22 protein-coding genes and 1 pseudogene are annotated in these 21335 nt (G+C 73.0%); 11 read left to right on the top strand and 12 right to left on the bottom strand.

The window, feature by feature from the left end; genetic code table 11:
• Window positions 1-113: 113 nt before the first annotated feature.
• Complete coding sequence (locus tag ACZ4VI_RS27735; RefSeq protein ID WP_468003624.1) at window positions 114-908, top strand: aldo/keto reductase; 795 nt, start codon at window positions 114-116, stop codon at window positions 906-908.
• 11 nt (window positions 909-919) lie between these two features.
• Here the strand turns inward: ACZ4VI_RS27735 and ACZ4VI_RS27730 are convergent, their stop codons facing one another.
• On the bottom strand, window positions 920-1876 hold the full coding sequence (locus ACZ4VI_RS27730; RefSeq protein ID WP_468003507.1) for an NADP-dependent oxidoreductase: 957 nt from the start codon (window positions 1874-1876) through the stop codon (window positions 920-922).
• Between the two features lie 105 nt (window positions 1877-1981).
• On the opposite strand from ACZ4VI_RS27730, the gene ACZ4VI_RS27725 reads away from it, so the two are divergent.
• Both ACZ4VI_RS27725 and ACZ4VI_RS27720 read left to right on the top strand, forming a co-directional pair.
• Window positions 1982-3007 carry a GlxA family transcriptional regulator gene (locus tag ACZ4VI_RS27725; protein WP_468003505.1) on the top strand — a complete coding sequence of 342 codons (1026 nt, stop codon included), beginning with the start codon at window positions 1982-1984 and terminating at the stop codon, window positions 3005-3007.
• On the top strand, window positions 3004-3480 hold the full coding sequence (locus tag ACZ4VI_RS27720; RefSeq protein WP_468003503.1) for an RICIN domain-containing protein: 477 nt from the start codon (window positions 3004-3006) through the stop codon (window positions 3478-3480). Before ACZ4VI_RS27725 ends, ACZ4VI_RS27720 begins: the two co-directional genes overlap by 4 nt.
• A gap of 3 nt (window positions 3481-3483) precedes the next feature.
• Here the strand turns inward: ACZ4VI_RS27720 and ACZ4VI_RS27715 are convergent, their stop codons facing one another.
• Window positions 3484-4350 (bottom strand): class I SAM-dependent methyltransferase, encoded by an 867-nt coding sequence (locus ACZ4VI_RS27715; RefSeq protein WP_468003501.1) that lies wholly within the window; start codon window positions 4348-4350, stop codon window positions 3484-3486.
• A 62-nt stretch (window positions 4351-4412) separates the two neighbouring features.
• The gene (locus tag ACZ4VI_RS27710) at window positions 4413-5345 is read right to left on the bottom strand and encodes an AraC family transcriptional regulator (protein WP_468003499.1); all 933 of its coding nucleotides are present in this window, start codon (window positions 5343-5345) and stop codon (window positions 4413-4415) included.
• Between the two features lie 82 nt (window positions 5346-5427).
• Here ACZ4VI_RS27710 and ACZ4VI_RS27705 point away from each other — a divergent pair, with 82 nt between their 5' ends.
• On the top strand, window positions 5428-6270 hold the full coding sequence (locus ACZ4VI_RS27705) for an NAD(P)H-binding protein (RefSeq protein WP_468003497.1): 843 nt from the start codon (window positions 5428-5430) through the stop codon (window positions 6268-6270).
• Here the strand turns inward: ACZ4VI_RS27705 and ACZ4VI_RS27700 are convergent.
• Window positions 6230-7242, bottom strand: a pseudogene (locus tag ACZ4VI_RS27700) (helix-turn-helix transcriptional regulator). The gene ACZ4VI_RS27705 and the pseudogene ACZ4VI_RS27700 sit on opposite strands and share 41 nt — an antisense overlap.
• Before the next feature lie 39 nt (window positions 7243-7281).
• Here ACZ4VI_RS27700 and ACZ4VI_RS27695 point away from each other — a divergent pair.
• A complete protein-coding gene (locus ACZ4VI_RS27695) occupies window positions 7282-7764 on the top strand; it encodes a hypothetical protein (protein WP_468003495.1) in 483 nt (160 codons plus the stop codon).
• A 6-nt stretch (window positions 7765-7770) separates the two neighbouring features.
• On the opposite strand, the gene ACZ4VI_RS27690 is transcribed toward ACZ4VI_RS27695, so the two are convergent.
• Window positions 7771-8517, bottom strand: a complete 747-nt coding sequence (locus ACZ4VI_RS27690; RefSeq protein WP_468003622.1) for a class I SAM-dependent methyltransferase — start codon at window positions 8515-8517, stop codon at window positions 7771-7773.
• A 938-nt stretch (window positions 8518-9455) separates the two neighbouring features.
• Here ACZ4VI_RS27690 and ACZ4VI_RS27685 point away from each other — a divergent pair.
• The gene (locus ACZ4VI_RS27685; protein ID WP_468003493.1) at window positions 9456-9692 is read left to right on the top strand and encodes a hypothetical protein; all 237 of its coding nucleotides are present in this window, start codon (window positions 9456-9458) and stop codon (window positions 9690-9692) included.
• A 28-nt stretch (window positions 9693-9720) separates the two neighbouring features.
• Here the strand turns inward: ACZ4VI_RS27685 and ACZ4VI_RS27680 are convergent, their stop codons facing one another.
• Together ACZ4VI_RS27680 and ACZ4VI_RS27675 are read right to left on the bottom strand one after the other, a co-directional pair.
• Window positions 9721-10269 carry a GNAT family N-acetyltransferase gene (locus tag ACZ4VI_RS27680; protein WP_468003491.1) on the bottom strand — a complete coding sequence of 183 codons (549 nt, stop codon included), beginning with the start codon at window positions 10267-10269 and terminating at the stop codon, window positions 9721-9723.
• Between the two features lie 118 nt (window positions 10270-10387).
• A complete protein-coding gene (locus ACZ4VI_RS27675) occupies window positions 10388-10693 on the bottom strand; it encodes a 4a-hydroxytetrahydrobiopterin dehydratase (protein WP_468003489.1) in 306 nt (101 codons plus the stop codon).
• Between the two features lie 91 nt (window positions 10694-10784).
• On the opposite strand from ACZ4VI_RS27675, the gene ACZ4VI_RS27670 reads away from it, so the two are divergent.
• Window positions 10785-11594: a helix-turn-helix domain-containing protein gene (locus ACZ4VI_RS27670; RefSeq protein ID WP_468003488.1), complete on the top strand. Its 810-nt coding sequence runs from the start codon at window positions 10785-10787 to the stop codon at window positions 11592-11594.
• Here the strand turns inward: ACZ4VI_RS27670 and ACZ4VI_RS27665 are convergent.
• Window positions 11584-12000 (bottom strand): hypothetical protein, encoded by a 417-nt coding sequence (locus ACZ4VI_RS27665; RefSeq protein WP_468003486.1) that lies wholly within the window; start codon window positions 11998-12000, stop codon window positions 11584-11586. The genes ACZ4VI_RS27670 and ACZ4VI_RS27665 overlap by 11 nt on opposite strands.
• Before the next feature lie 263 nt (window positions 12001-12263).
• Between ACZ4VI_RS27665 and ACZ4VI_RS27660 the strand changes: the two genes are divergently transcribed.
• A complete protein-coding gene (locus ACZ4VI_RS27660; RefSeq protein ID WP_468003484.1) occupies window positions 12264-12938 on the top strand; it encodes a beta-glucanase in 675 nt (224 codons plus the stop codon).
• A gap of 58 nt (window positions 12939-12996) precedes the next feature.
• Window positions 12997-14202, top strand: coding sequence for a low temperature requirement protein A (locus ACZ4VI_RS27655; RefSeq protein WP_468003482.1), 1206 nt, complete (start codon window positions 12997-12999; stop codon window positions 14200-14202).
• A 20-nt stretch (window positions 14203-14222) separates the two neighbouring features.
• On the opposite strand, the gene ACZ4VI_RS27650 is transcribed toward ACZ4VI_RS27655, so the two are convergent.
• The 3 genes from ACZ4VI_RS27650 to ACZ4VI_RS27640 all read right to left on the bottom strand — a co-directional run bounded on the left by ACZ4VI_RS27650 (window position 14223) and on the right by ACZ4VI_RS27640 (window position 18308).
• Window positions 14223-15638, bottom strand: coding sequence for an amino acid permease (locus ACZ4VI_RS27650; RefSeq protein WP_468003480.1), 1416 nt, complete (start codon window positions 15636-15638; stop codon window positions 14223-14225).
• 68 nt (window positions 15639-15706) lie between these two features.
• On the bottom strand, window positions 15707-17830 hold the full coding sequence (locus ACZ4VI_RS27645) for a phage holin family protein (protein WP_468003479.1): 2124 nt from the start codon (window positions 17828-17830) through the stop codon (window positions 15707-15709).
• Between the two features lie 73 nt (window positions 17831-17903).
• Window positions 17904-18308 (bottom strand): hypothetical protein, encoded by a 405-nt coding sequence (locus ACZ4VI_RS27640; RefSeq protein WP_468003478.1) that lies wholly within the window; start codon window positions 18306-18308, stop codon window positions 17904-17906.
• A 310-nt stretch (window positions 18309-18618) separates the two neighbouring features.
• Between ACZ4VI_RS27640 and ACZ4VI_RS27635 the strand changes: the two genes are divergently transcribed.
• Both ACZ4VI_RS27635 and ACZ4VI_RS27630 read left to right on the top strand, forming a co-directional pair.
• Entirely contained in the window at window positions 18619-19398 is a 780-nt protein-coding gene (locus ACZ4VI_RS27635; RefSeq protein ID WP_468003621.1) for an MBL fold metallo-hydrolase, read from the top strand.
• Window positions 19399-19463: 65 nt separating this feature from the next.
• Window positions 19464-20153: a DedA family protein gene (locus tag ACZ4VI_RS27630; RefSeq protein ID WP_468003619.1), complete on the top strand. Its 690-nt coding sequence runs from the start codon at window positions 19464-19466 to the stop codon at window positions 20151-20153.
• On the opposite strand, the gene ACZ4VI_RS27625 is transcribed toward ACZ4VI_RS27630, so the two are convergent.
• Window positions 20127-21185 (bottom strand): MBL fold metallo-hydrolase, encoded by a 1059-nt coding sequence (locus ACZ4VI_RS27625; protein WP_468003617.1) that lies wholly within the window; start codon window positions 21183-21185, stop codon window positions 20127-20129. The genes ACZ4VI_RS27630 and ACZ4VI_RS27625 overlap by 27 nt on opposite strands.
• Window positions 21186-21335 lie beyond the last annotated feature (150 nt).

Below are 21335 nucleotides of genomic sequence, written 5' to 3'. Positions count from 1 at the left end.
CAATCGTGCTCGTGTTGATCTGGGGAGTACCCACCCTCCGACGACGTAAGGACCGACCGCACGTGAGCACGGACAGCAAGGTCCCCTCCCTCACCCTGAACAACGGCGTGGCCATGCCGCAGCTCGGCTTCGGCGTCTGGCAGGTGCCCGACGACGAGGCGACGCGCGCGGTGGCGACCGCACTGGAGGCGGGTTACCGCTCCATCGACACCGCCGCGATCTACCAGAACGAGAGGGGCACCGGCCGGGCGATCGCCGCGTCCGGGATCCCTCGCGAGGAGCTGTTCGTCACCACGAAGCTGTGGAACAGCGAGCAGGGCCACGACACCACCCTCCGCGCCTTCGACGCCTCGCTCGACAAGCTGGGCCTCGACTACGTGGACCTGTACCTGATCCACTGGCCGGTGCCCGCGAAGGACGCGTACGTCGACACGTACCGCGCGTTCGAGAAGATCCTCGCCGACGGCCGGGCGAAGGCGATCGGTGTCTCCAACTTCCTTCCGGAGCACCTGGAGCGGCTGATCGGCGAGACCTCGGTCGTCCCCGCCGTCAACCAGATCGAGCTGCACCCGCATCTCCAGCAGACGGAGTCGCGCGAGGCGCACGCCCGGTACGGCATCGCGACCGAGGCCTGGTCGCCGCTGGGCCAGGGCAAGGGCCTCCTGGAGGTCCCGGCGATCGTCGCCGTCGCGCAGAAGCACGGCCGCACCCCGGCCCAGGTGGTGCTGCGCTGGCACCTCCAGACGGGGAACGTGGTCATCCCGAAGTCGGTGACCCCGTCCCGTATCCGGGAGAACATCGACGTGTTCGACTTCGCGCTGGACGACGAGGACATGGCGGCGATCACCGTCCTCGACGAGAACCGGCGCCTTGGTCCGAACCCGGCCGAGTTCGCCGCCGGCGCCTGAGTACGCCCACCTCAGACGGTCAGGACGAGCTTGCCGCGCGTCCGGCCCGACTCGCCGAGTTCGTGCGCCTTGGCCGCCTCGGCGAGCGGCAGGACGGTGTCGACCTCCGGCCGCAGCTGTCCGGCCTCGACCAGCGCGGCGAGGCCGAGCAGTCCGGCGTAGTCCGGCTCGACCAGCGTGAAGCCGGTGCGGATGTCGCGCTCCGGCGAGGCGGGTACGGCGTCGGGCGAGGGCAGCGTCACCAGCGTGCCGCCGTCGCGCAGCACGGGCAGCGAGCGCGTGCCGTAGTCGCCGCCGAAGCAGTCGAGGACGATGTCCACGTCCCGTACGGCCTCGGCGAAGTCGGTCGTCGTGTAGTCGATCGGCTCGTCCACGCCGATGGAGCGAAGGAAGCCGTGCTTGGCGGCACTCGCGGTGCCGATGACGTACGCGCCGCGGGCCTTGGCGATCTGGACGGCGAGGTGGCCGACGCCACCGGCCGCCGCGTGGATCAGGACCCGCTGCCCGGCGCGCAGGGCAGCGGTCTCCACGAGCGCCTGCCAGGCGGTGAGCCCGGCCAGCGGCAGCGCGGCGGCCTCGACGTGGGTGAGGGCGGCGGGCTTGCGGGCGAAGTGACGGGCGGGGGCGGCGACGTACTCGGCGTAGCCGCCCGCCTGCTGCGGGAACTGCGGCATGCCGAAGACCTCGTCGCCGGGCGCGTAGAGGGTGACGCCGAGTCCGACGGCCTCGACGACGCCGGAGACGTCGTAGCCGAGGATCGGGGTCTCGCCCCACATGCCGAAGCCGCCGGTGGCGCGGGACTTCCAGTCGACGGGGTTGATGCCGGCCGCGTGGACCCGGACGAGGATCTCGGTCGGGCCCGGCTCGGGGCGGGCGACCCGGGTCTCGGTGAGGACCTCCGGGCCGCCCCACCCGGTAGCGGTGATCGCGCGCATGGTGGCGGGGGCTGCGGTGGCGGTGTCGTTCATGAAGGGGCGCTCCTGGTGCCGTTGTTTCCTGACAGGCCACCAGCCTCCGTGCGCGGCCCGTCCCCCGGTACTGGCCAGAACGCCATGATGTGACAGAATCCGGCCATGGTCCCGCCCGCGTCCCCCTCAGCGCCCCATCGCGTCGCCGTGCTCGCGCTCGACGGGGTGATCCCGTTCGAGCTGGGCATCCCGTCCCGGATCCTCGGCGGCGCGTACGGCAGGGACGGCTCACCCCTCTACGACGTGCGCGTGTGCACCCTCGACGGCGCCCCGGTCCGCACCTCCGACGGCTTCTCGATCGTCGCCGAACACGGGCCCGAGGAGCTGGCGGCGGCCGACACCGTCGTCGTACCGCCGACGCACGAGCTGCGGACCCTCGCCGAGGACGGCCGCCTGGCCGTCGAGTTGAAGGGGGCGATGGCGCGCATCAGGCCCGGTACGCGGGTGGTGTCGATCTGCACGGGCGCGTACGCGCTCGCAGCGGCCGGGCTGCTCGACGGGCGCCCGGCCACCACCCACTGGTGGGAGGCCGCCCACTTCCGGTCCCTGTTCCCCGAGGTCCGGCTCGACGAGGACGTGCTGTTCGTGGACGACGGCGACGTCCTGACATCGGCGGGGGCGGCGGCCGGGTTGGATCTCTGTCTGCATCTGGTACGGAAGGACCACGGCAGCGCCACCGCCAACGCGGTCGCGCGGCTCTGTGTCGTCCCGCCGTGGCGGGAAGGCGGCCAGGCGCAGTACATCAAGCGCCCGGTCCCCGAGCCGACCACCGCCACCACGGCCCCCACCCGCGCGTGGGCCCTGGAACGGCTCGACCGGCCCATGACACTCGCCGAGCTGGCGGGGCATGCGCGGATGAGCGTACGGACGTTCACGCGCCGCTTCCGCGACGAGGCGGGGACGACGCCGGGACAGTGGCTCACCGCCCAACGGGTGGAACTGGCCAAGCAGTTGCTTGAGACCAGCGACCTTACGGTGGATCACATCGCCGACCGGACGGGGTTCGGCAGCGGGAACTCGCTGCGTCAGCACATGCGCGCCCTGGTCGGGATCTCCCCGGCCGCCTACCGGCGCACCTTCCATCTCATGTCCAGGGAACTCGACGTCAAGGAAAAGGAGTTCGCCCAGTGAGCGGTTCGCCCGCGCCGGTCGACGAGGGGCTCTACCGGGTACGGAACGTGGCCAGCGGGCTGCTTCTGGAGGTGTACGAGGGATCGAGCCGCAGCGGCGCCAACGTGCAGCAGGGCAAGGAGAACGGCACGCCCGGCCAGCACTGGCACATCCTCCCCGTGCCCAACGGCGGCGGCCTCCACCACCTGGTGAACGCGGCCAGCGGCAAGCGTCTCGACGTGGCGAACGCCTCGACGGAGAACGGCGCCAACATCCAGCAGTGGAGGGCGAACAACTTCGGCGCGCAGGAGTGGATCATCGAGCAGGACCTCCAGTCGCCGGGCACGGTCGCGCTGGTGAGCTTCATCAGCGGGCTGCTGCTCGAGGTCGAGGACGGCTCGATGGACGACGGCGGGAACGTGCGGCAGTGGGAGGACACCGACTCCCCTTCCCAGTGGTGGCAGTTGGAGCCGGTGTCCGTGCCTTCCCCGTGACGCTCAGCCCTTGCGGGCGGTGTGGACCGTGGAGGCGGAGAGCTGGAAGAGGTCCGTGCGCCGGTGCAGGGAGAGCGGGTCCGCCGGGTCGAGCAGCCGGTCGAAGGTGGCGCGGTCCTCGGCGTCGATCCGTTCGTCGAGCGGGTGCCGCAGGCGCGTGAAGTGGGCGACGATCTGCTCGCGTACGACGTCGGGCACGGGCGCCGGGACGTCGGTGAGGAACGAGCGGGTGCCGCTGGGGGTGAGGCCTGCGGCCGCGAGCAGCGCCCGCCAGTCGTCCGGCTCGTCCTTGCTGCCGGGCAGTCCGGCCCGCATCTCGGCGAACCAGTCGGCGTGCGCGGCCTCGATCCTGGTCTCCAGGCCCGGCCGGCCGAAGCCGATGTTGGCCGGCAGATGACGGGCGTACAGCCCGCCCTCGACGAGGGCGATCAGGCCGCCGGGCCGCAGCAGACCGGCGAAGGAGGTGAGGGCGGCCCGCTGGTCGCCGATGTGGTGCGTGGAGTTGCCGGCCCAGATCAGGTCGGCCTCGCCCAAGGCGTCGAAGTCCTCCGGGAGTTCGGCGCGCAGGGTGGTGATACGGCCGGCCAGGCCCCGGGCCTCGGCGCGGTCGCGGGCCCGCTCCAGGAGCTCCGGGGTCGCGTCCACGGCGACCACCTCTGCGGCCGGGAAGGCCTCGGCGAGGAGGGTGGACACGACACCCGGACCGCTGCCGACGTCGAGGACTCGGCGGACGCCGACGGCCGGGACGAGCTCGCCGATCCAGGCGGCGGCGCGGGCGTAGAGGGGGCTGTGGAGTTCGGCCTGGCGCTCCAGGAGCGGTGCCATCGCGGCCCAGTCGAGGTGGGTGCTGCTGTGGTGGTCGTGAGTCATGGTGCCAGCCTGGGTCCGGCACTCGCGGAACGCGAGATTTCTTGCCGTTCCGGCAAGAAGGTTCACTCCGCCCGCCGGTACTCCTGCGGGCTCACCCCCCGTACCCGCTTGAACGCGGCGCTCAGCGCGAACGCGCTGCTGTAGCCGACCTGCCGGGCCACCGTCTCGACCGTCGCGTCCGTCTCCCGCAGCAGGTCCGCGGCGCGTGCGAGGCGCCAGCCGGTGAGGTACGCCATCGGCGGTTCGCCGACGAGCTCGGCGAACCTGCGGGCGAGCCCGGCGCGCGAGGCGCCCGCCTTGGCCGCGAGCGAGGCGACCGTCCAGGGGTGGGCGGGGTCGTTCTCCATAAGGCGCAGGGCGCGGCCGACGACGGGGTCCGCCATGGCGCGGTACCAGGCCGGCGCCTGCGCTCCCGGCCGGGAGAACCAGGTCCGGACGACGGCGATGAGGAGCAGGTCGAGGACCCGGTCGAGGACAACGCTCTGCCCTGGTTCGTCGCGGGAGATCTCCTCGTCGAGGAACGGCATCAGCGGGCAGTTCCAGGCCTCCGCCGGCAGGTGCAGCAGCGGCGGCAGGGCGTCGAGGAGGCGGCGGCTGACCTCGCCGTCCAGCTGGTAGGTGCCGACGAGCACGGTGGTGGCGCCGTCGAGGGCGTTACCCCAGGTCCGTACGCCCAGGTGCATGGACTCGGCGAGCGGCTCCCCGCTGAGGGTGGTGCAGACGCCGCCGGGGCCGATCGTCGCGCGGGGCGGGGCGTCGGGGGCGTCGGCGACGGTGTACGGCTCCGGGCCGCGGGCGATCGCGACGTCGCCGGGCCGCAGCAGCACGGGGTCGCCCCGGTCGGGGACGATCCAGGCCTCGCCTTCGGTGACGCACATGAGGCAGAGCGGCGCGCGGTCCTCGATCCGTACGGACCACGGCGGCTCCATGATCATCCGGAGCAGGAAGGCCCCTCTGGCCCGCGGTCCGTCGAGGAGTCCGGCGAGAGCGTCCATGAGCAGCAAGCGTAGACGGACGCGTATGGGAGTGAGTCCCTGGAGCATGGGAAGAAGGCCGCGGGCCCGCGAATCTTGAGCCATGACAACGAACACGCACCACACGCAGACGGTTCTGGTGACGGGCGCGACCGGCAAGACGGGCCGACGGGTCGCCGAGCGGCTGACGGCCCGCGGCGCGAGCGTACGGGCGGGCTCGCGCTCCGGTGCGACCCGCTTCGACTGGGAGGACGTGTCCAGTTGGGCCCCGGCCCTCCGGGGCGCGGACGCCGCGTACGTCAACTACTACCCGGACCTCGCCGCACCCGGCGCGGTCGAGGCGATGCGCACCTTCGGCGAACTGGCCGTGGCGAACGGCGTGCGGCGGCTGACGCTGCTGTCGGGGCGCGGCGAGCCGGAGGCGGTCCGGGCGGAGGAGGCGCTGCGCGCGTCGCTCCACGGCTCGGGGGCCGAACTGACCGTCGTACGGGCCTCGTTCTTCGCGCAGAACTTCACCGAGGGCGCGCTGGCGGAGGGCGTCTCGGCGGGCGCGCTCGCCTTCCCGGCGGGTGACACGGCCGAGCCGTTCATTCACGCCGACGACCTGGCGGACGTCGTCCTGGAGACGCTGACGCAGGACGGCCATGCGGGCCTGGTGCACGAGGTGACGGGCCCCCGGCTGCTGACCTTCGCCGAGGTGGCGGCGGAGCTCTCGGGGGCCTCGGGCCGCGAGGTGACGTACGTGCCGATGAGCGAGTCCGAATACGCCGGTCTGCTGGGCGAGTTCGGGCTTCCGGAGCCGGAGGCGCAGTGGCTCTCCGCGCTGTTCGCGATGCTGCTCGACGGCCACAACGCGTCGGTGACGGACGGGGTGAAGCGGGTGCTCGGTCGCGAGCCGCGCGACTTCACGGACTTCGCGGCGGAGGCGTGGGCGACGGGGGCGTGACCGGCGGGGGCGTAGGCCCGGTACCGTACCGGGCCGCCAGTCGCGCGACGGTCTCGGCGATGCGGGCGCGGAGCTCCACCGGCTCCAGGACCTCCACGTCCGCGCCCAGGCCGAGGAAGTGGCGTGGGCGTGGTCGAGGGACTCGATCGGGAGGGTGGCGCGGATCCAGCCGTCCGGCTCCCGGATCCCGGTCTCCTCAAGGACCCGGGCGGCCTCGCCCGTGAGGCGCTTCGCGCCGTCCGGGGAGAGCCGGACGAGCGCGTCGCCGCCATGGAGCCGGGCGCGGAAGGCGACCTGGTGGGCGGACCAGTAGTCGGTCAGGGAGAAGTCCTCGGGGATCTCGAACTCCTCTTCGGTGACGTCGAGTTCGAGGATCTGGTCGACCCGGTAGGTGCGCGGCCCGGGTCCGGCGACGAGGTACCAGCGGCCTGCCTTGAGGACCAGTCCGTACGGTTCGAGGCGCCGGTCGACGTCGGTCGGCTCCTTCCAGCGCCGGTAGCGGGCGGCCAGTACGCGGCCCGCGCGCACGGCCTCGGCGACCTGGGGCAGGAAGGGCGCGTCGGTGTCCTCCGCGTACCACCCGGGCGCGTCGATGTGGAACCGGGCCCGCAGCCGGTCGACATGGTCGCGCAGCGGCGTCGGCAGGGAGGCGCGCAGCTTGAGCTGGGCGTCGACGAAGTGCGCGCCGAGCCCGAGTTCGGCCGCCGCCCCGGGGATCCCGGCGAGGAACAGCGCCTCGGCCTCTCCGCTGTACAGGTCGGTCAGCCGGGAGAAGCGGTGCCCGGCGAGCAGCTGGTACCCGCCGGAGTGGCCCGCGTCGCCGTAGAGCGGCACACCGGCCGCGTGCAGCGACTCGACGTCCCGGTAGACCGTCCGTACGGACACCTCCAGCTCCGCGGCGAGCTGGGCGGCGGTCATCCGGCCCCGGGTCTGGAGCAGGAGGAGGATCGAGATGAGCCGGCTGGACTTCACTGACACAAGGTGTCAGTGAAGCGCTCCTACAGTCCAGCCATGGCTTTCGCAGAGAAGTTGCTCTTCGTGCCGCCGCCGATCGAGGCGGCCGGCCGACGCGTCAAGCGCTACCACGTCACCCATGACCCGGCGGGCATCGAACCGGAGGTGGAGAAGGCGGCGTACGCGATCCTGCCGGAGATCCTCCCCGCGCCGGACGGCACCCCGCCCGCGACCTTCGTCGTCCTGCACCGGGGCGGCGACAGCGGCGCGTACCTGAACGCGTACAGCTGGGTCTGGGACAACGTGATCCACTTCGGCGGCGCCGCGGCCGGCCAGCCGGTCGTCGGCTGCCCGGACACCGACCCCACCCACTTCGTGACGACCGAGCTCCGCTGGATCGGCTGCGTCTGGGAGCTGCCGCCGATCCAGCACGAACGGAACGCGTGGGTACGGCACATACTGGCGCCGGACTCCCCCGACCTCGACGCCTATGTCCTCGACGCCCTTCCCGCCGGCACCACAGGATCCTGTTCTGGGTGAGGGAGTTCAGCCGCGGCTGAGGGGCGGCCGCCGGTAGGACGCCAGTCGGTAGTCGGGGTCGGCACGGGGGCGGTCCTGGTCCGGCAGGCCGGCGAGTTCGGCGACGAGGGCGGCCGTCGTCTCCGGGGAGCCGTCGAACCACGAGGCGTAGTAGCCCTCGCGGAGCAGCCGGGCCGTACGGGCCGGGGTGGTGCCCTGGCCGTGGCCGGTGAAGCGGGTGGCGCCGGCCGGTTCGAGGCCGTGGGCGGCGGCGGCCGCCGTGATGAGGGCGGCGCGGTCGGAGGCCCGCTCGTGGGAGCGGTACGGGGCGAGGACGCGGTCGATGTCGCTGCCGACGTCGTGAGCAGCGTCCTTGTCGACCGTGACGACGAGCACGCCGCCGGGGCGCAGCACCCGGGCCGCCTCGGCGACGATCGCGGCCGAGAACGGGACCAGGTGCAGCAGCCACACCGCGCTCACGGCGTCGACGGAGGCGTCCGGGAGCGGCAGCCGGCGGGCGTCGGCGAGGACGATCCCGCCCGGGACGCGTCGGCCGGCCTTGCGGGCCATGCCGTACGCGGCGTCGGCGCCGTACACCCGCAGGCCTGGGCGGCCGAGCCGCTCGGTGACGAGGCCCGTGCCGCAGGCGAGGTCGAGGAGCGTGCGGGCGTCGGGCGGCACGAGGCGCAGGACGGCCTCCGCCGCGCCCCGCGCGCGCGGCACCCCGCCGCGGGTCTCGTCGTAACGGTCCGCCTCGGCGTCGTAGTCCAGCAGGGTCTCGGTCACGCGCGAGAGCTTACGGTCTCGCGGGAGATCGAGCTTCGGGCGTTCCGGCGTGGCGGCTCGACCGGTGGGTGATCGGCGCGCGGTGTCGCGGACGAGAACGAGTTCGGTCCGCGTCCGGGCGGCCGCCCCCGACCAGGACGAGCTGCGGGTCGCCGGGCTGCCGAGACCGGGAGGCGAATCGCGTCCAGCGTGGAAGAGGCTATTCACCGCTCAGCGGCGGCGGCTTGGGCCTTCCGTTCGTCCGGTCCGCCGTCCTGTGGCGATGGGCGCGACCGGCAGGTGAGATCCATGACCGGCACGGCCCGCACGGCCGGGGGCGGAACCCACGACGACGACGTGATCGTCGTCGGCGCGCGCTGTGCGGGCGCGCCCACCGCGATGCTTCTCGCCCGGCTCGGGCACTTGGTCCTCCTCGTCGACCGGGCGACGTATCCGAGACACCTACGCCTTCTACCTCGGACCGTTCGCCGTCATCGGGTCCCCGGCCGGCGAGGGCTTCGAGGCCTCGTACGCACCGCGCCGCACGGTCCTGGACAAGATCCTCGTCGACGCCGCCGCCGAATCCGGCGCCGAGGTGCGCGAGGGGTTCGGCGTCGAGGAGATCCTCTTCGACGGGGAGACGGTGACCGGCATCAGGTCGAGGCAAAGGGGGACGACATCGAAGGCAACTACCACGCCACGCCGGCCCGAGCGCCCGCCTTCGCCGAACGGATCGCCCGGGCGACCCGGGCCGAGCGGTTCGTCGGCATGGCCATCCCCCACTACTTCCGCAAGCCCTACGGCCCGGGCTGGGTCCTGGTCGGCGACGCGGGATACCTGAAGGACCCCATCACAGCCAGGGCATCCAGGACGCCTTCCTGGACGCGGAGCGAGTCACCCGTGCGCTCGACGACGTACTCGCCGGCCGCCGACCGTTCGACGAGGCCATGCGGGCAGCGCAGGAGGCACGGGACGCCAAGGTCATGAGCATGTACGAGTTCACGGCCGAGTTCGCGACGATGGAACCGCCGCCCCCCGAGACTCAGCAACTGCTCCTCGCGGCGTCCCAGAGCCCTTCGGCGCGGGACGAGTTCGCCAGAGTCACGGCGGGGGTGACGCTGCCCGAGGTGTTCTTCGGGCACATGCAGGAACGGATGAGCCGCCGGACACCCCACGCGGCCTGACCACTTCATGTCCGTCGAGGCCGTGAGGCTAAGCGGCCCGAATCGCGTCTGCCGGTATCTCGAAGACGATCACGAGCCCGTCGCGCTCGTTCCCCTGCTCGCCGACGCGCGTGAAACCGAAGCCCGCGATGGTGCCCAGGGAGGCGTCGTTGTCGGATCTGATCCTGGCCCGCACGGTCCTGACACCGGGTTCGGCGGCGGCCCTGACGAGCAGCGCCGTCAGCATGGCGCGGGCATAGCCCTGGCGGCGGTACCCGGGCACGACGCTGTAGCCGACCTCGACCATGCCGGCCTCGTCCGGCGGCCCGTGGAACCCGGCGTCGCCGACGACGGCCCCGTCCGGCTCGGACACCGCGGCCCGCGTGATCCAGGGCGCGGCAGACGGGTCCTCGGCGAGCTGGGCAGCCCGATAGCCGAAGATCGAGCGTGCCCGGTCGCAGACGAAGTACTCGTCGAGGTCGACCCCGGCCTCGGCGCTGCCGCCGGCGAGGTCACCGTCGGCAAGCGCCCGCAGCGCCTTCGCGCTGAGCTCGACGAAGCGGACGCGTCGGGGGATGGAGAGAGGTTCGGTGTTCATCGCGGAGATGCTCGCCCAGCACGTGAGGGCTGTCCACCGCTTTACGGCCTCGGCGGACATGGTGATCGTCTCCGGCCCGAAGAGCTCGATTTCCGCCGCGACCGTCAGGGCCTGTCCGTCAGCTCGCGCCGTGCCCCGGGGCGATGTTCTCGACGCGCGTGGCCAGTTCGAAGTCCTTCTCGGTGAGCGCGGGTCCCGCGGAGTGGGTGTTCACGGACACGGCGACGGTGTTGTAGCCGAGCGTCAGATCGGAGTGGTGGTTCAGTTCCTGCTGGATCTGGGCCACATGGACGACCATCGCGGTGGCCGCGAAGTGGTCGCCGAGACGGTAGGTGCGAGTGATCCGGTCGTCGTCGAGGGACCAGCCGGGGAGCTCTCGCAGGCGGTCCTCGATCTCCTTCTGCGACAGCGGCTCTGTGGGCATGTCCGTACTCCCTCCGGTCGGGGTTGCTGACGGTGACGATACGGTCCCGGGGACTCGATACCCGGGCCGACACCTGGGATACCGTCAGGTCATGACAACTGTCGTGACCGACACGGAAGTAGGGCCGCTGCTGCGCGCGTGGCGCGAACGGCGCCGACTGAGCCAGCTGGAGCTGGCCCTGCGGGCCGATTCCTCGGCCCGGCACATCTCCTTCGTCGAGACGGGCCGGTCCCGGCCGAGCGAGGAGATGATCCTGCGCCTCGCCGAGCACCTGGACGTGCCGGTACGGGAGCGGAACGCGCTGCTCCTCGCGGCCGGGTACGCGCCGAGGTACCGGGAGTCGACGCTCGACGATCCGCAGCTGGGCACGTTGCGGGAGGGCATCGAGCAGCTGCTGCGGGGCTACGACCCGTATCCGGCGCTCGTGGTCGACGGTTCGTACACGGTGGTGGCGGCCAACGACAGCATCGGGATGCTGCTCGCCGGGCTGCCTGAGCATCTGCTCACCCCTCCGCTGAACGCGATGCGGATCACCCTGCACCCGGAGGGGCTCGCGCCACGGATCCGCAACCTGCGGGAGTGGCGGGGGCATCTGCTGGCCCAGATGGAGCGGCAGATCGCCCTGTCCCGCTCGGAGGCGCTGCGCACGGTGTACGAAGAGGTGGCGGCGTATCCGCTGCCGGAGGAGGCCTCGGATCCCGACGACCGGGAGGACCCGGAGCCGTATCCGTACTTCGCACTGCCTCTGCGGATCGAGCATGACGGGCGGGTGCTGTCGTTCGTGTCCTCGATCTCCACGTTCAACACCCCGATGGATGTGACGGTCGCCGAGCTGGCCATCGAGACGCTGCTCCCGGCCGACCCGGCGACGGTCGCGTATCTGTGGTCGCTCAGGGGGTAGCGGCCCGCAGCGCCGCCCACTGGAGTCCGGCGAACCCGGCGACGGTGGCGGCCTGCAGCGGGGTCCACACAAGGCAGGCGGTGGTGGGCTCCAGCCAGGCGACGAGGGCGACGATGCTCAGGACGGCCCAGAGGATGTTGATGTCGACGACGAGCTTGACGCCGAGGGCCGGCGGCTTGGGGCGGCTCGCCAGCCAGGCGACGCCCGCGGCGTACGCGGTGAGGAGGACGCCGAGTTCGAGCAGCAGACCGGCGTCGACACCGAGCAGTTCGCCGAGCGGCCCGGAGGCGGCCAGGTAGGCGAGGCCGTTGCCGCCGGTGACGAGGGCGTCGAGGGCGAGGAACCGGCGCACCATCGACTGCGGCTGGGTGGTGCGGGAGAGACCGGCGAGCAGGGCCTGGGACATGACGGATCACCCTCCATGGCGACGTAACTGCTGGTCATGGGCCCGGAGCCCGGCCGGAGTGCGCCGGCCGGGTTCCGGTGGACACCACGATGCCGCCGCGCCGGGCGCGGGTCGATTACCTGCGAGGTAAGAGGGGCGGGGACAGAACGGTCATTCCCCCACCTCGTGACGAGTTCTCGACACAGAGTGAGATGTTCCGCGTGGCGGCGACCCCTGCGGGCAGGAAGCCCGTCGTACGACACTTTCTGCTCGAGGAGCCACCCATGCCGCCCTTGCCTCCGGCCTCCGAACCGGTCTTCACCGCGGACTTCACCTCGCGGGAGCAGTGGATCGCCGGCCGCTCGTGGGCGTATCCCGACGGCGGACCGGTCAACCCGGCGGACAACAAGCTGGACCACCTGGTGGAGGACGACTCCTACAGCCGTTCGGGGCTCTTCCGCGCGACCCGCCGGAGCGACGGGCTGTGGGACGCCGGACTGCTCACGACGGAGGGCAGCCCGGAGGGGTTCGAGGTGCGGGCCGGGGACGTGCTGGAGGCGCGGGTGCGGCTTCCCGAGGAGACGGGGGCCTGGCCCGCGATCTGGACCTGGCGCGACGGCGGGCAGGAGGTGGACGTCTTCGAGTACCACCCCGACAACCCCGACCTGCTCGAACTGTCGAACCGCGTGCGCGGCGCCCACCGTTACCACCGCTCCCCCTCGGTGCGGCCAGGCGGCTGGATCCGGCTGCGGACGGAGTTCGGGGCGCGCTCGGTGGTGTGGTGGCTCGACGACGAGGAGGTGTTCTCCGACGGGCGCGGCGTCGGGCGGTCCTGGCACGCCTTTCTGATCGTCAACCTCTCGGTATGCGCCGGGCGTTACCACCCGGCGCCGGACCCGGAGACGCGCGAGATGTCGTTCGAGGTGCGCGAACTGCGGGTGTTCCGGCCGGGCGTCTGACCAGGGGTAGGGTGCGCGCTAGTGGCGGCGGGGGCCGCCGTCGACGCGGGGAGCGCACATGGCAGGGCGCAAGGAGCGGGCGCGGATGGTCGCGGCCGGGGAAGAACACCGGGTGACACCCGCAGAGCTCTTCTTCGACCTGGTGTTCGTATACGCGATCACCCAGGTCACCGCCCTCATGGCGGCCGGTCCCTCGCCGATGCGGGTGGTCGGCGCGATGGTCGTGCTCGCGCTGCTGTGGTGGTGCTGGTGCTGCTTCGCGTGGCTGGGCAATGTCGTCCGGGCGGACTCCGGCGCGCTGTTCGCGGTGCTCGTCACCGTGATGGCGGTCGTCTTCATCGTGTCGCTCGTGGTTCCCGAGGTGTTCGCGGACGCGCCCGGCGGGCTCTCGGCCCCGCTCCTCTTCGTGCTCTGCTACGGCGCCGTGCGCACGCTCCATCTCGTCTCGTACTGGCTCTCCAGCCCCGACGACGCCGCCCTGCGGGCCACCTTGCGCCGCACGGCGCTGCTGTCCGTGGCGCCGCCGATGGTGCTGCTGCTGATCGGCTCCGCGTACACCGGGAAGGTCCAACTCCTGCTGTGGCTGGGCGCGGTGGTCATCGACTACGGCGGGATCTACGTCACGGGAGGCTCCGGCTGGCGGGTCAACTCCCCCGCGCACTTCTCCGAGCGGCACGGTCTGATCGTCATCATCGCGCTCGGCGAGTCGATCGTGGCGATGGGCGTGGGGGTGTCCGGCCTCCCCATCACGGTCGCGGTCCTGGGCGCGGCGGCCGCCGGGCTGCTGCTCTCGGCGGCGCTGTGGGCGCTGTACTTCCGGCGGCTCGCGGAGGGGGCGGAGCACCGGCTGACCGGCCTTGACGGCGACGAGCGGACGCGGTTCGCCCGGGACGTGTACACCTTCCTTCACCTTCCGCTGGTGGCGGGCGTGGTGCTGTGCGCCCTCGGTATGAAGAAGGTCCTGCAGCAGGTCGCCGACACCGGTCACTACGACCTCGCCGAGCCGCTGCACGGGGTCGTGGCCTGGTCGCTGACCGGCGGAGTCGGTGTCTTCCTGCTCGGCGGCGCCGCGATCGTGCTGCGCACCTCGGGCCGCCGCCCGACGGTCCTCGCCGTCGGCGGGGTGTGCGCGGTGGCGGCCGGCGCGCTCGTCGGCCTCGTCCCGGCCCTGGTGTCGCTGGTGGCCCTCGCGGCCGGTCTGACGACGCTCGTCGTCCTGCACGGCAGGCCCGCGCCCGCGCGAAGCGACCAGGCGGCCGTCTGAGGGGTATCCGCCCGGGCGCCCTATGCGGACGCGCCTTCGGACACCGGCAGGGCCGCGTCCTCAGCCGTCGGCGCCGGTACCCGCGCCGCCTCCCCCGTCCCCCGCCGGGCCTTGCGGGCCGACATCCAGGCGTACACGAGCACGCCGGCGAAGAGGAACAGCACGCCCTGGTACACCGCCGCGTAACCGGAGCCCGCCACCAGCCACATGGAGAAGCCGAACGCGGCCACGGCCAGGACGCCGTCGCGGATCAGCCGGGCGCGGTCGACGCGCTCGGAGCGGCCGGAGAGCAGGAAGTAGATCTGGGCGGCGGTGGACAGGAGGTAGGGGACGGTGGCGGTGAAGGTGGTGACGAGGACGAGGATCTCGAAGACGCCCTCGGTGCCGACCGTGTAGTTGTAGACCGTCAGCAGCGAGGCGAGGACGACGGTCACGAGGACACCGACCGTGGGGACGCCGCGCCGCTTGTAGGCGAAGACCTTCGGGAAGAGCCCGTCGCGCGCGGCGGCGTACGGCGTCTGGGCGCTGAGCAGCGTCCAGCCGTTGAGCGCGCCGACCATGGAGACGAGGGCCATGCAGGCGATGGCGGTACCGCCCCACGAGCCGCCGAACATGGCGTTCACGGCGTCCGAGAACGGGGCGGTGGAGTCGACCAGCCGGTCGTGGGCGACCGTGCCGAAGACGGCGACGGTGCCGAGGAGGTAGATCGCGGCGGCGCCCAGGGTGCCGAGGACGGTGGCGCGGCCGACGTTGCGCCGCGGGTCGCGGACCTCGCCGGCGCTGACGGCCGCCGACTCGACGCCGAGGTAGCTGAAGAGCAGGATCGCGGCGGAGGCGGAGACCGCGCCGAGCGCGCCGCCCCCGTCGGCCGCCTGGAAGGGCCCGAGGTTGGCGCTGTCGAAGAAGAACAGTCCGCCGACGGCGACCAGGAGGAGCGGGACGAACTTGAGGACGGTCGCGACGAGTTGCACGGCGCCGACGTAGCGGGTACCGGCGAGGTTGGCGAGCGCCGGGAGCCACTGGAGCGTGAGCGCGGCGGCGATGGTGGCGGCCTTCGACTCGTGGACGGGGATCAGGACGTCGAGGTAGCCGACGGCGGCCACGGCGAGGGCCGCGTTGGAGACCCAGGCCGTGATCCAGTACGACCAGGCGGCGAGGAAGCCGGCGAAGTCGCCGAAGGCCGCGCGGGCGTAGACGTACGGGCCGCCGGTCTGCGGGTGGCGGTGGGCGAGCCGGCCGAAGACGAGCGCGAGGGCGATCGCGCCGAGGGTGAGGATGCCGAAGGCGACCAGGCTGATCGTTCCGTACGGGGCGACGGAGGCGGGAAGGAGGAAGATTCCGCCGCCGATGATGTTGCCCATGACCAGGGCGGTGGCGATCGGCAGTCCGAACCGCCGGGCGTGCTTGTTCTGCTCTTCGGATATGGCCGTGCTCATGGGGGGTGGTGCGCCTCTCGCGTCGTACAAACCCGAACATGGTCCGGCAGGTGAGACGCCCCGCCAAATCAGCTGTTTTTGTCCGGTACGACAGGCCCATCAACCGGAAGAAGCGCTTCCGAATCGGCCGTCGACGGCGAAATCTCCAGCGGCACCTGCGGGCCGTGACACTCCCGCAGCCACCTGCGCAGCACGCGGTGCAGCCGTTCGGCCCCGACCAGATCGACCGGCGGCGCCGAGAAGTCCACGGGCCACAGCAGGAAGGGATGCGTCTGCTCGCCGCCGAGGCCGCCGTGCGAGCCGATCTGCTCCTCGAAGGCGTGGACGGTCCCGGTCTCGGGGTCGTACATCGAGTTGACCATGATGTCGGCGACGTGGGGGAAGGCGTCCGTGCGCCGGACCGCGTCCGCCGCGCCCCGTCCGAAGGCCGCGAGCGGCCCGTCGTCGCCGAGCTGGGCGACCGGCACTTCCGCGCCGTTCCGCCCGAGCACGACCGAGCCGTGCTCGGCGCTCGCCACCAGCAGGAAGCCGATCCCCGGGTGGTTGGCGAGGGTGCGGAGCAGCGCGGGGTGGCGGCGGTCGATCTCCTCGCGCGTCATCCGGTGCGGAACGCCCGGGAAGGAGATCAGCCCCAGGTTCCCGGAGGCGAGCACGAGGGGCTCGGCCCTGTCGGGCACCGGCCCCCCGTCCTCGTCCTCCACCGGCCGGTGCAGCGCGCTGCGCAGCGCGTCGCGGGCCGCGTCCCTGGCCTCCGAGCCGCTGGGGGTGCGCCCGACCCGGCGCGGCACGGGCAGCCCGCAGCCGGCCCGTACGAGATCCCGCAGCGTCAGCCCGTACACGCCCTCGAAGGTCGCGCCGGGGCTCTGTCCGTGGTCGGAGAGGAGCACGATCCGGTACGGGCGGGGCGCGTGCTCGGCGACCTTGGCGATCAGCGCGATCGACCGGTCGAGACGGGCGAGGACCCGGTCGGTGTCATGGCCGTGCGGGCCGGAGTGGTGCGCCACCTCGTCGTACGCGACGAGATCGGCGTAGACGGCCGTCCGCCCGGCCAGCAGGTCCCCGATCACCGCGGCCACGACCACGTCCCGTTCCACGACGGTGGCGAAGGCCCGGACGAAGGGATAGGCGCCGCCGCGCGAGACCCTCGGGGACTCCTTGCGCAGCCGCGCCCGCGTCGACTGGGCCATCTCGCGGACGGCCTCGGCGACGAACGAGCCTGCCGTACGGACGGCGTTGGCGGGGTCGGAGAAGTACGCGAAGTACCCGGCGCGGGAGCGGTTGCTCCGCCCGCGGCGGGCGGCCATCGACAGGACGAGCGCGAGCTGGTCGGCGCCGCCGCTGAACAGGTTGCCGCGCGAGGCGCCGTCGACGGTGAGCAGCCCGCCGTCCCCGGTGCGGGCGATCGCCCGCCGCTGGAGTTCGACGGCGCTCGCGGGCCGGTTGGAGACCATCAGCCGGCCGGTGTCCTTCTCGTACCAGCGGAAGGCGGGCACGTCCTCGTTGGAGCCGTGCAGGATGCCGAGCTGGCTGGCGCCGGTCTGGCTGGACCAGTCGGTGCGCCAGGGGGTGAGCCGGTGGGTGGTGTCGAGCCAGCCGGCGACGGTAGGCATCAGTCCGCCGGCGACGGCGGCGCGGAGCACCCGGTGGCCGACGCCGTCGAGTTGCAGGAAGAGCGTGCCGGGGACGGGCTCCGGGCCGATCTCCGCGCGTCGGGGGCGTTTGCGGTCGGCCAGCCGGTAGAGACGGCGGCGGTAGGCGTCGTCGTCGCGTACGGCGAGCGCGGTGGAGGTGGCCGAGGCGACGGCCGACATCACGGCGGCGACCACGACGGCGGTCTCGGGGTCGGCGGCGCCGCGCCCGTCGGGGATCAGCCAGAGCGCGATCAGCAGCAGCGAACCATTGAGGAAGAACACCAACAGGCCGAGGACCAGGGCCGGTACGAGCAGCAGCGCGCGTACGATCACGGGCCACACCAGCGCGCCGAGGAGACCGAAGGCGCCGGCTCCCCACACGGCGGTGAGGGCGGTGCGGGTGATGCTGTCGCCGTCGGCCGACTGGAGTTGGAAGTCGGGCAGCAGTCCGGCCAGGGCGAGCATCGTCAGGGTGGACACGGCCCAGACCACGATCACCCGCACCAGGGCGCGCCCCGCGGTCCGCCAGCGGCCGGCGGTACGCCATCGCCCGTCACCCACGCCCGGTTCACCTTTCGCCCGTTACCTGTTCCAAGCGTGGCACATCGCCCCACGGCGCAGGGGGGTGTGGCGACTAGCAGCCGTCGTAGCCGGCGGTGGGCATGGAGAGGCGGCGGTGCACGTCGGCCTTTCCCGCGGCGTCGTAGGACGGCTCGTCGAGACCCGCGGTCTCAAGGCGAACGCCGCGCCGCTCGCACTCGGCGAAGAACCCCGACACGTCGGTCAACGCCCGTGCCAGAACCCGTTCGTTGGGGGCGACGAAGAGGTCGACGTGGCCGCCGTCCACATCCGCCCAGAGCGCGGCGTGGTCGGGCCGGATCCCGTAGAAGAGCAGCTGTCTCGTCACGACGTAACCCTTGTCCAGGGCCCAGCGGGCGCACATGGCGTGCTGGCTGCGCGTGTCGACCAGGAAGGGGTCGCTGTCGAGTTCCTCGAGCGGGGTGAGGCTGGCGATCGCCGCCACCCGAACGTCGTCCATGGGCCGACCCTACTCCGAACCGCAGCGCCCGAGGAGGGCACCTCCTTAGGCTCCCCGGACCTCACGGCGGTGAGGAGTAACCGCAGGTGTGGCAGATCTTCCAGCCGTCCTGGGTGACGGCCAGGACGCCCCCGCAGCGCGGACACTGCGCCGAATTGCAGGTCGTCCCCATCGTGCTCACCGCGACTCCCATCCCCTTGCCGATGGATGGCTACCCCCGCGAACCACCGTAGACGCCCCGCGTCACCCGCTTCGGACATTTACCCTCGTGAGCAGTGGAGTGCAGTCCCCGTGGCGAGCGGAAGGCGGCGTGCCGGTGGAGGTCACCTGGTGGGGTCATGCCACCTGCACGGTCGAGGACTCGGGGGTGCGGTTCCTCACGGATCCGCTCTTCGCCCGTCGGCTCGCGCATCTGCGGCGCAGGCGCGGCGCGCTGCCGCCGCCCGAGGCCGCGCGCGCCGAGGTGGCGCTCGTCTCCCATCTGCACGCCGACCATCTCCATCTGCCCTCGCTCGCCCGCCTCGCGCCGGGGACGCTGGTGATCGTGCCGCGCGGCGCGCCGGGAGCCGTGCCGGGGCTGCGCAGGCTCGACGGCCGGGGGCTGCGGCTGGCCGAGGTCGAGCCTGGCGACACGGTGGCGGTGGGGGGCCTGACCGTACGGGCCGTACCGGCGCTGCACGACGGCCGTCGTCTGCCACTGGGGCCGCATCGCTCCCCCGCGCTCGGGTACGTCGTCGAGGGCGAGGCGCGCACGTACTTCGCCGGTGACACCGGGCTCTTCGACGGGATGGCGGACGCGGTGGGGCCGGTGGACGTGGCGCTGCTGCCGGTCGGCGGCTGGGGGCCGTATCTGGGACACGGGCATCTGGACGCGGGGCGGGCGGCGCGGGCGCTCGCGGCGCTCTCCCCGGCGGCGGCGGTTCCGGTGCACTACGGCACGTACTGGCCGGTCGGGATGGACGCGGTGCGGCCGCACGAGTTCCACGCGCCGGGCGAGGAGTTCGTCCGGCACGCGGCGCGGCTCGCGCCGAAGGTGGCGGTGCATCTGCTCGGCCACGGCGAGCGGGTGCGGCCCGAGGTCGCCCGGTGATCGACGGGCTGATGGGCGCGGTGGGGGCGGTGGGGGCGGTGGGCGCCATGGGGGCGGTGGGCGCGATGGGCGCCTTTGGCGCCTTGGGCGCGGCCGGGGAGCTGCCGCCCGAGTCGACGCAGCAGGCCGTCGGCTACCCCACGCTGTTCCTCCTCGTGGCGCTCGGCGCGCTGGTGCCGGTCGTGCCGACGGGAGCGATCGTCAGCTCGGCGGCTGTGGTCGCCTTCCACCAGAGCACGCCGTTCGCCCTGCTCTTCGTCTTCCTGGTGGCCGCCTTCGCCGCGCTCGTGGGGGATGTGTCGCTGTACTGGCTGGGGCAGCGCGGGGTCCGTTCGAAGAACGGGTCGCGGTGGCTGTCGGTGCTGCGCGGCCGGGCCGCCCCCGACCGGCTCGCGCAGGCGCAGGCGCAGCTGGAGACCCATCAGGTGTCGGTGCTCGTCCTGTCGCGGCTTGTGCCGGCCGGGCGGATCCCGGTGATGCTGGCGTGTCTGCTCGCGGAGGTGCCGCTGCGCGGGTTCGTGCGCGGGGACGTGCCCGCATGCCTGGCCTGGGCGGCGACGTACCAGCTGATCGGGATCCTGGGCGGCTCGCTGTTTCCGGAGCCGTGGCAGGGCGTGGTGGCGGCGGTGGCTCTGGCGCTGCTGATCAGCGGGGCTCCGGCGGTGTGGCGGCGGGTACGGGGCGTACGGCGCGGCGGCTCACCGTCAGGGGACTCACGGTCGGGGGACTCACGGTCGGGGAGCGAGCACGCGTGAGGCGCCGACCGGGAGGTCCCAGAGGTCCTCGCGGGGCAGCCCGGCCCGCGCCCAGGCGGCCCTGACCCGGGTGAGCGGTTCGAGGACCGGCTCGGCGGAGAGCACGAAGGCCGCCCAGTGCATGGGGGCCATCCGGCGCGCGCCGAGGTCCTGGAACGCGCGGACGGCCTCCTCGGGGTCGGTGTGGACGTCGCTGAGCCACCAGCGCGGGTCGTAGGCGCCGATCGGGAGCAGGGCGAGGTCGATGCCGGGGTGGCGGGCACCGATCTCGGCGAACCAGTGGCCGTAGCCGGTGTCGCCGGCGAAGTACACCTGGCGGCCGGAGCGGTCGGTGAGCACCCAACCGCCCCACAGCGAGCGGCAGGTGTCGAGGAGGGTCCGCTTGGACCAGTGGTGGGAGGGGACGAACTCGAAGCGCACGCCGCCGAGTTCGGCTGCCTCCCACCAGTCGAGCTCGGTGACGCGGGTGAAGCGGCGCCGGGTGAACCAGCGGCCGAGTCCGGCGGGGACGAAGACGGGCGTGTGGCGGGGCAGCCGCTTCAGGGTCGGCGCGTCGAGGTGGTCGAAGTGGTTGTGGCTGATGACGACGGCGTCCACGGGCGGCAGGTCCTCCCAGCGGACCCCGACGGGGGTGATCCGGGCGGGGGTGCCGAGGATACGGCGGGACCAGACGGGGTCGGTGAGGACGGTGAGGCCGCCGGTACGCAGGATCCAACTGGCGTGGCCGGCCCAGGTGACGGCGAGGGTGTCGGGCCCGGCGTCGGGCAGGGGTCCGGGGGCGAACGGCAGCAGCGGGATGTCGCGCAGCCCGTCGGCACCGGGGCGCACGGCACCCTCGCGGGCGAGCCGCGCCATGGCGCGAACGCCGGGAAGCGGCGCGGTGAGGCGGTCGGCGAAGGAGCGGGGCCAGTCGGTCCTGGTCCGACCGAGCGGATGGAGGACGGGCGACGGGGTGGGGGCCGGGGCGGAGGCGGTGCGGCGGTCGCGTACGGCCTGCGGGGCCGGGGCGGAGGCGGTGCGGCCGTCGCGCACGGCTTGCGGGGCCGGGGACGGGGCGGTCCCGCCGTCACGTACCGCTTGCGGAGCCGGGGACGGGGCGGTCCCGCCTTCGCGCACGATCTGCGGGGCCGGGGCGGTGCGGCCATCGCGTACGGTCTGCGCGGCCTGAGCGGAGGCGGTCCC

Source organism: Streptomyces sp. NPDC029169 (assembly GCF_055563935.1).
The sequence above is the reverse complement of the archived record's forward strand: the minus strand, read 5'-3'. Positions and strand labels throughout refer to the sequence as shown.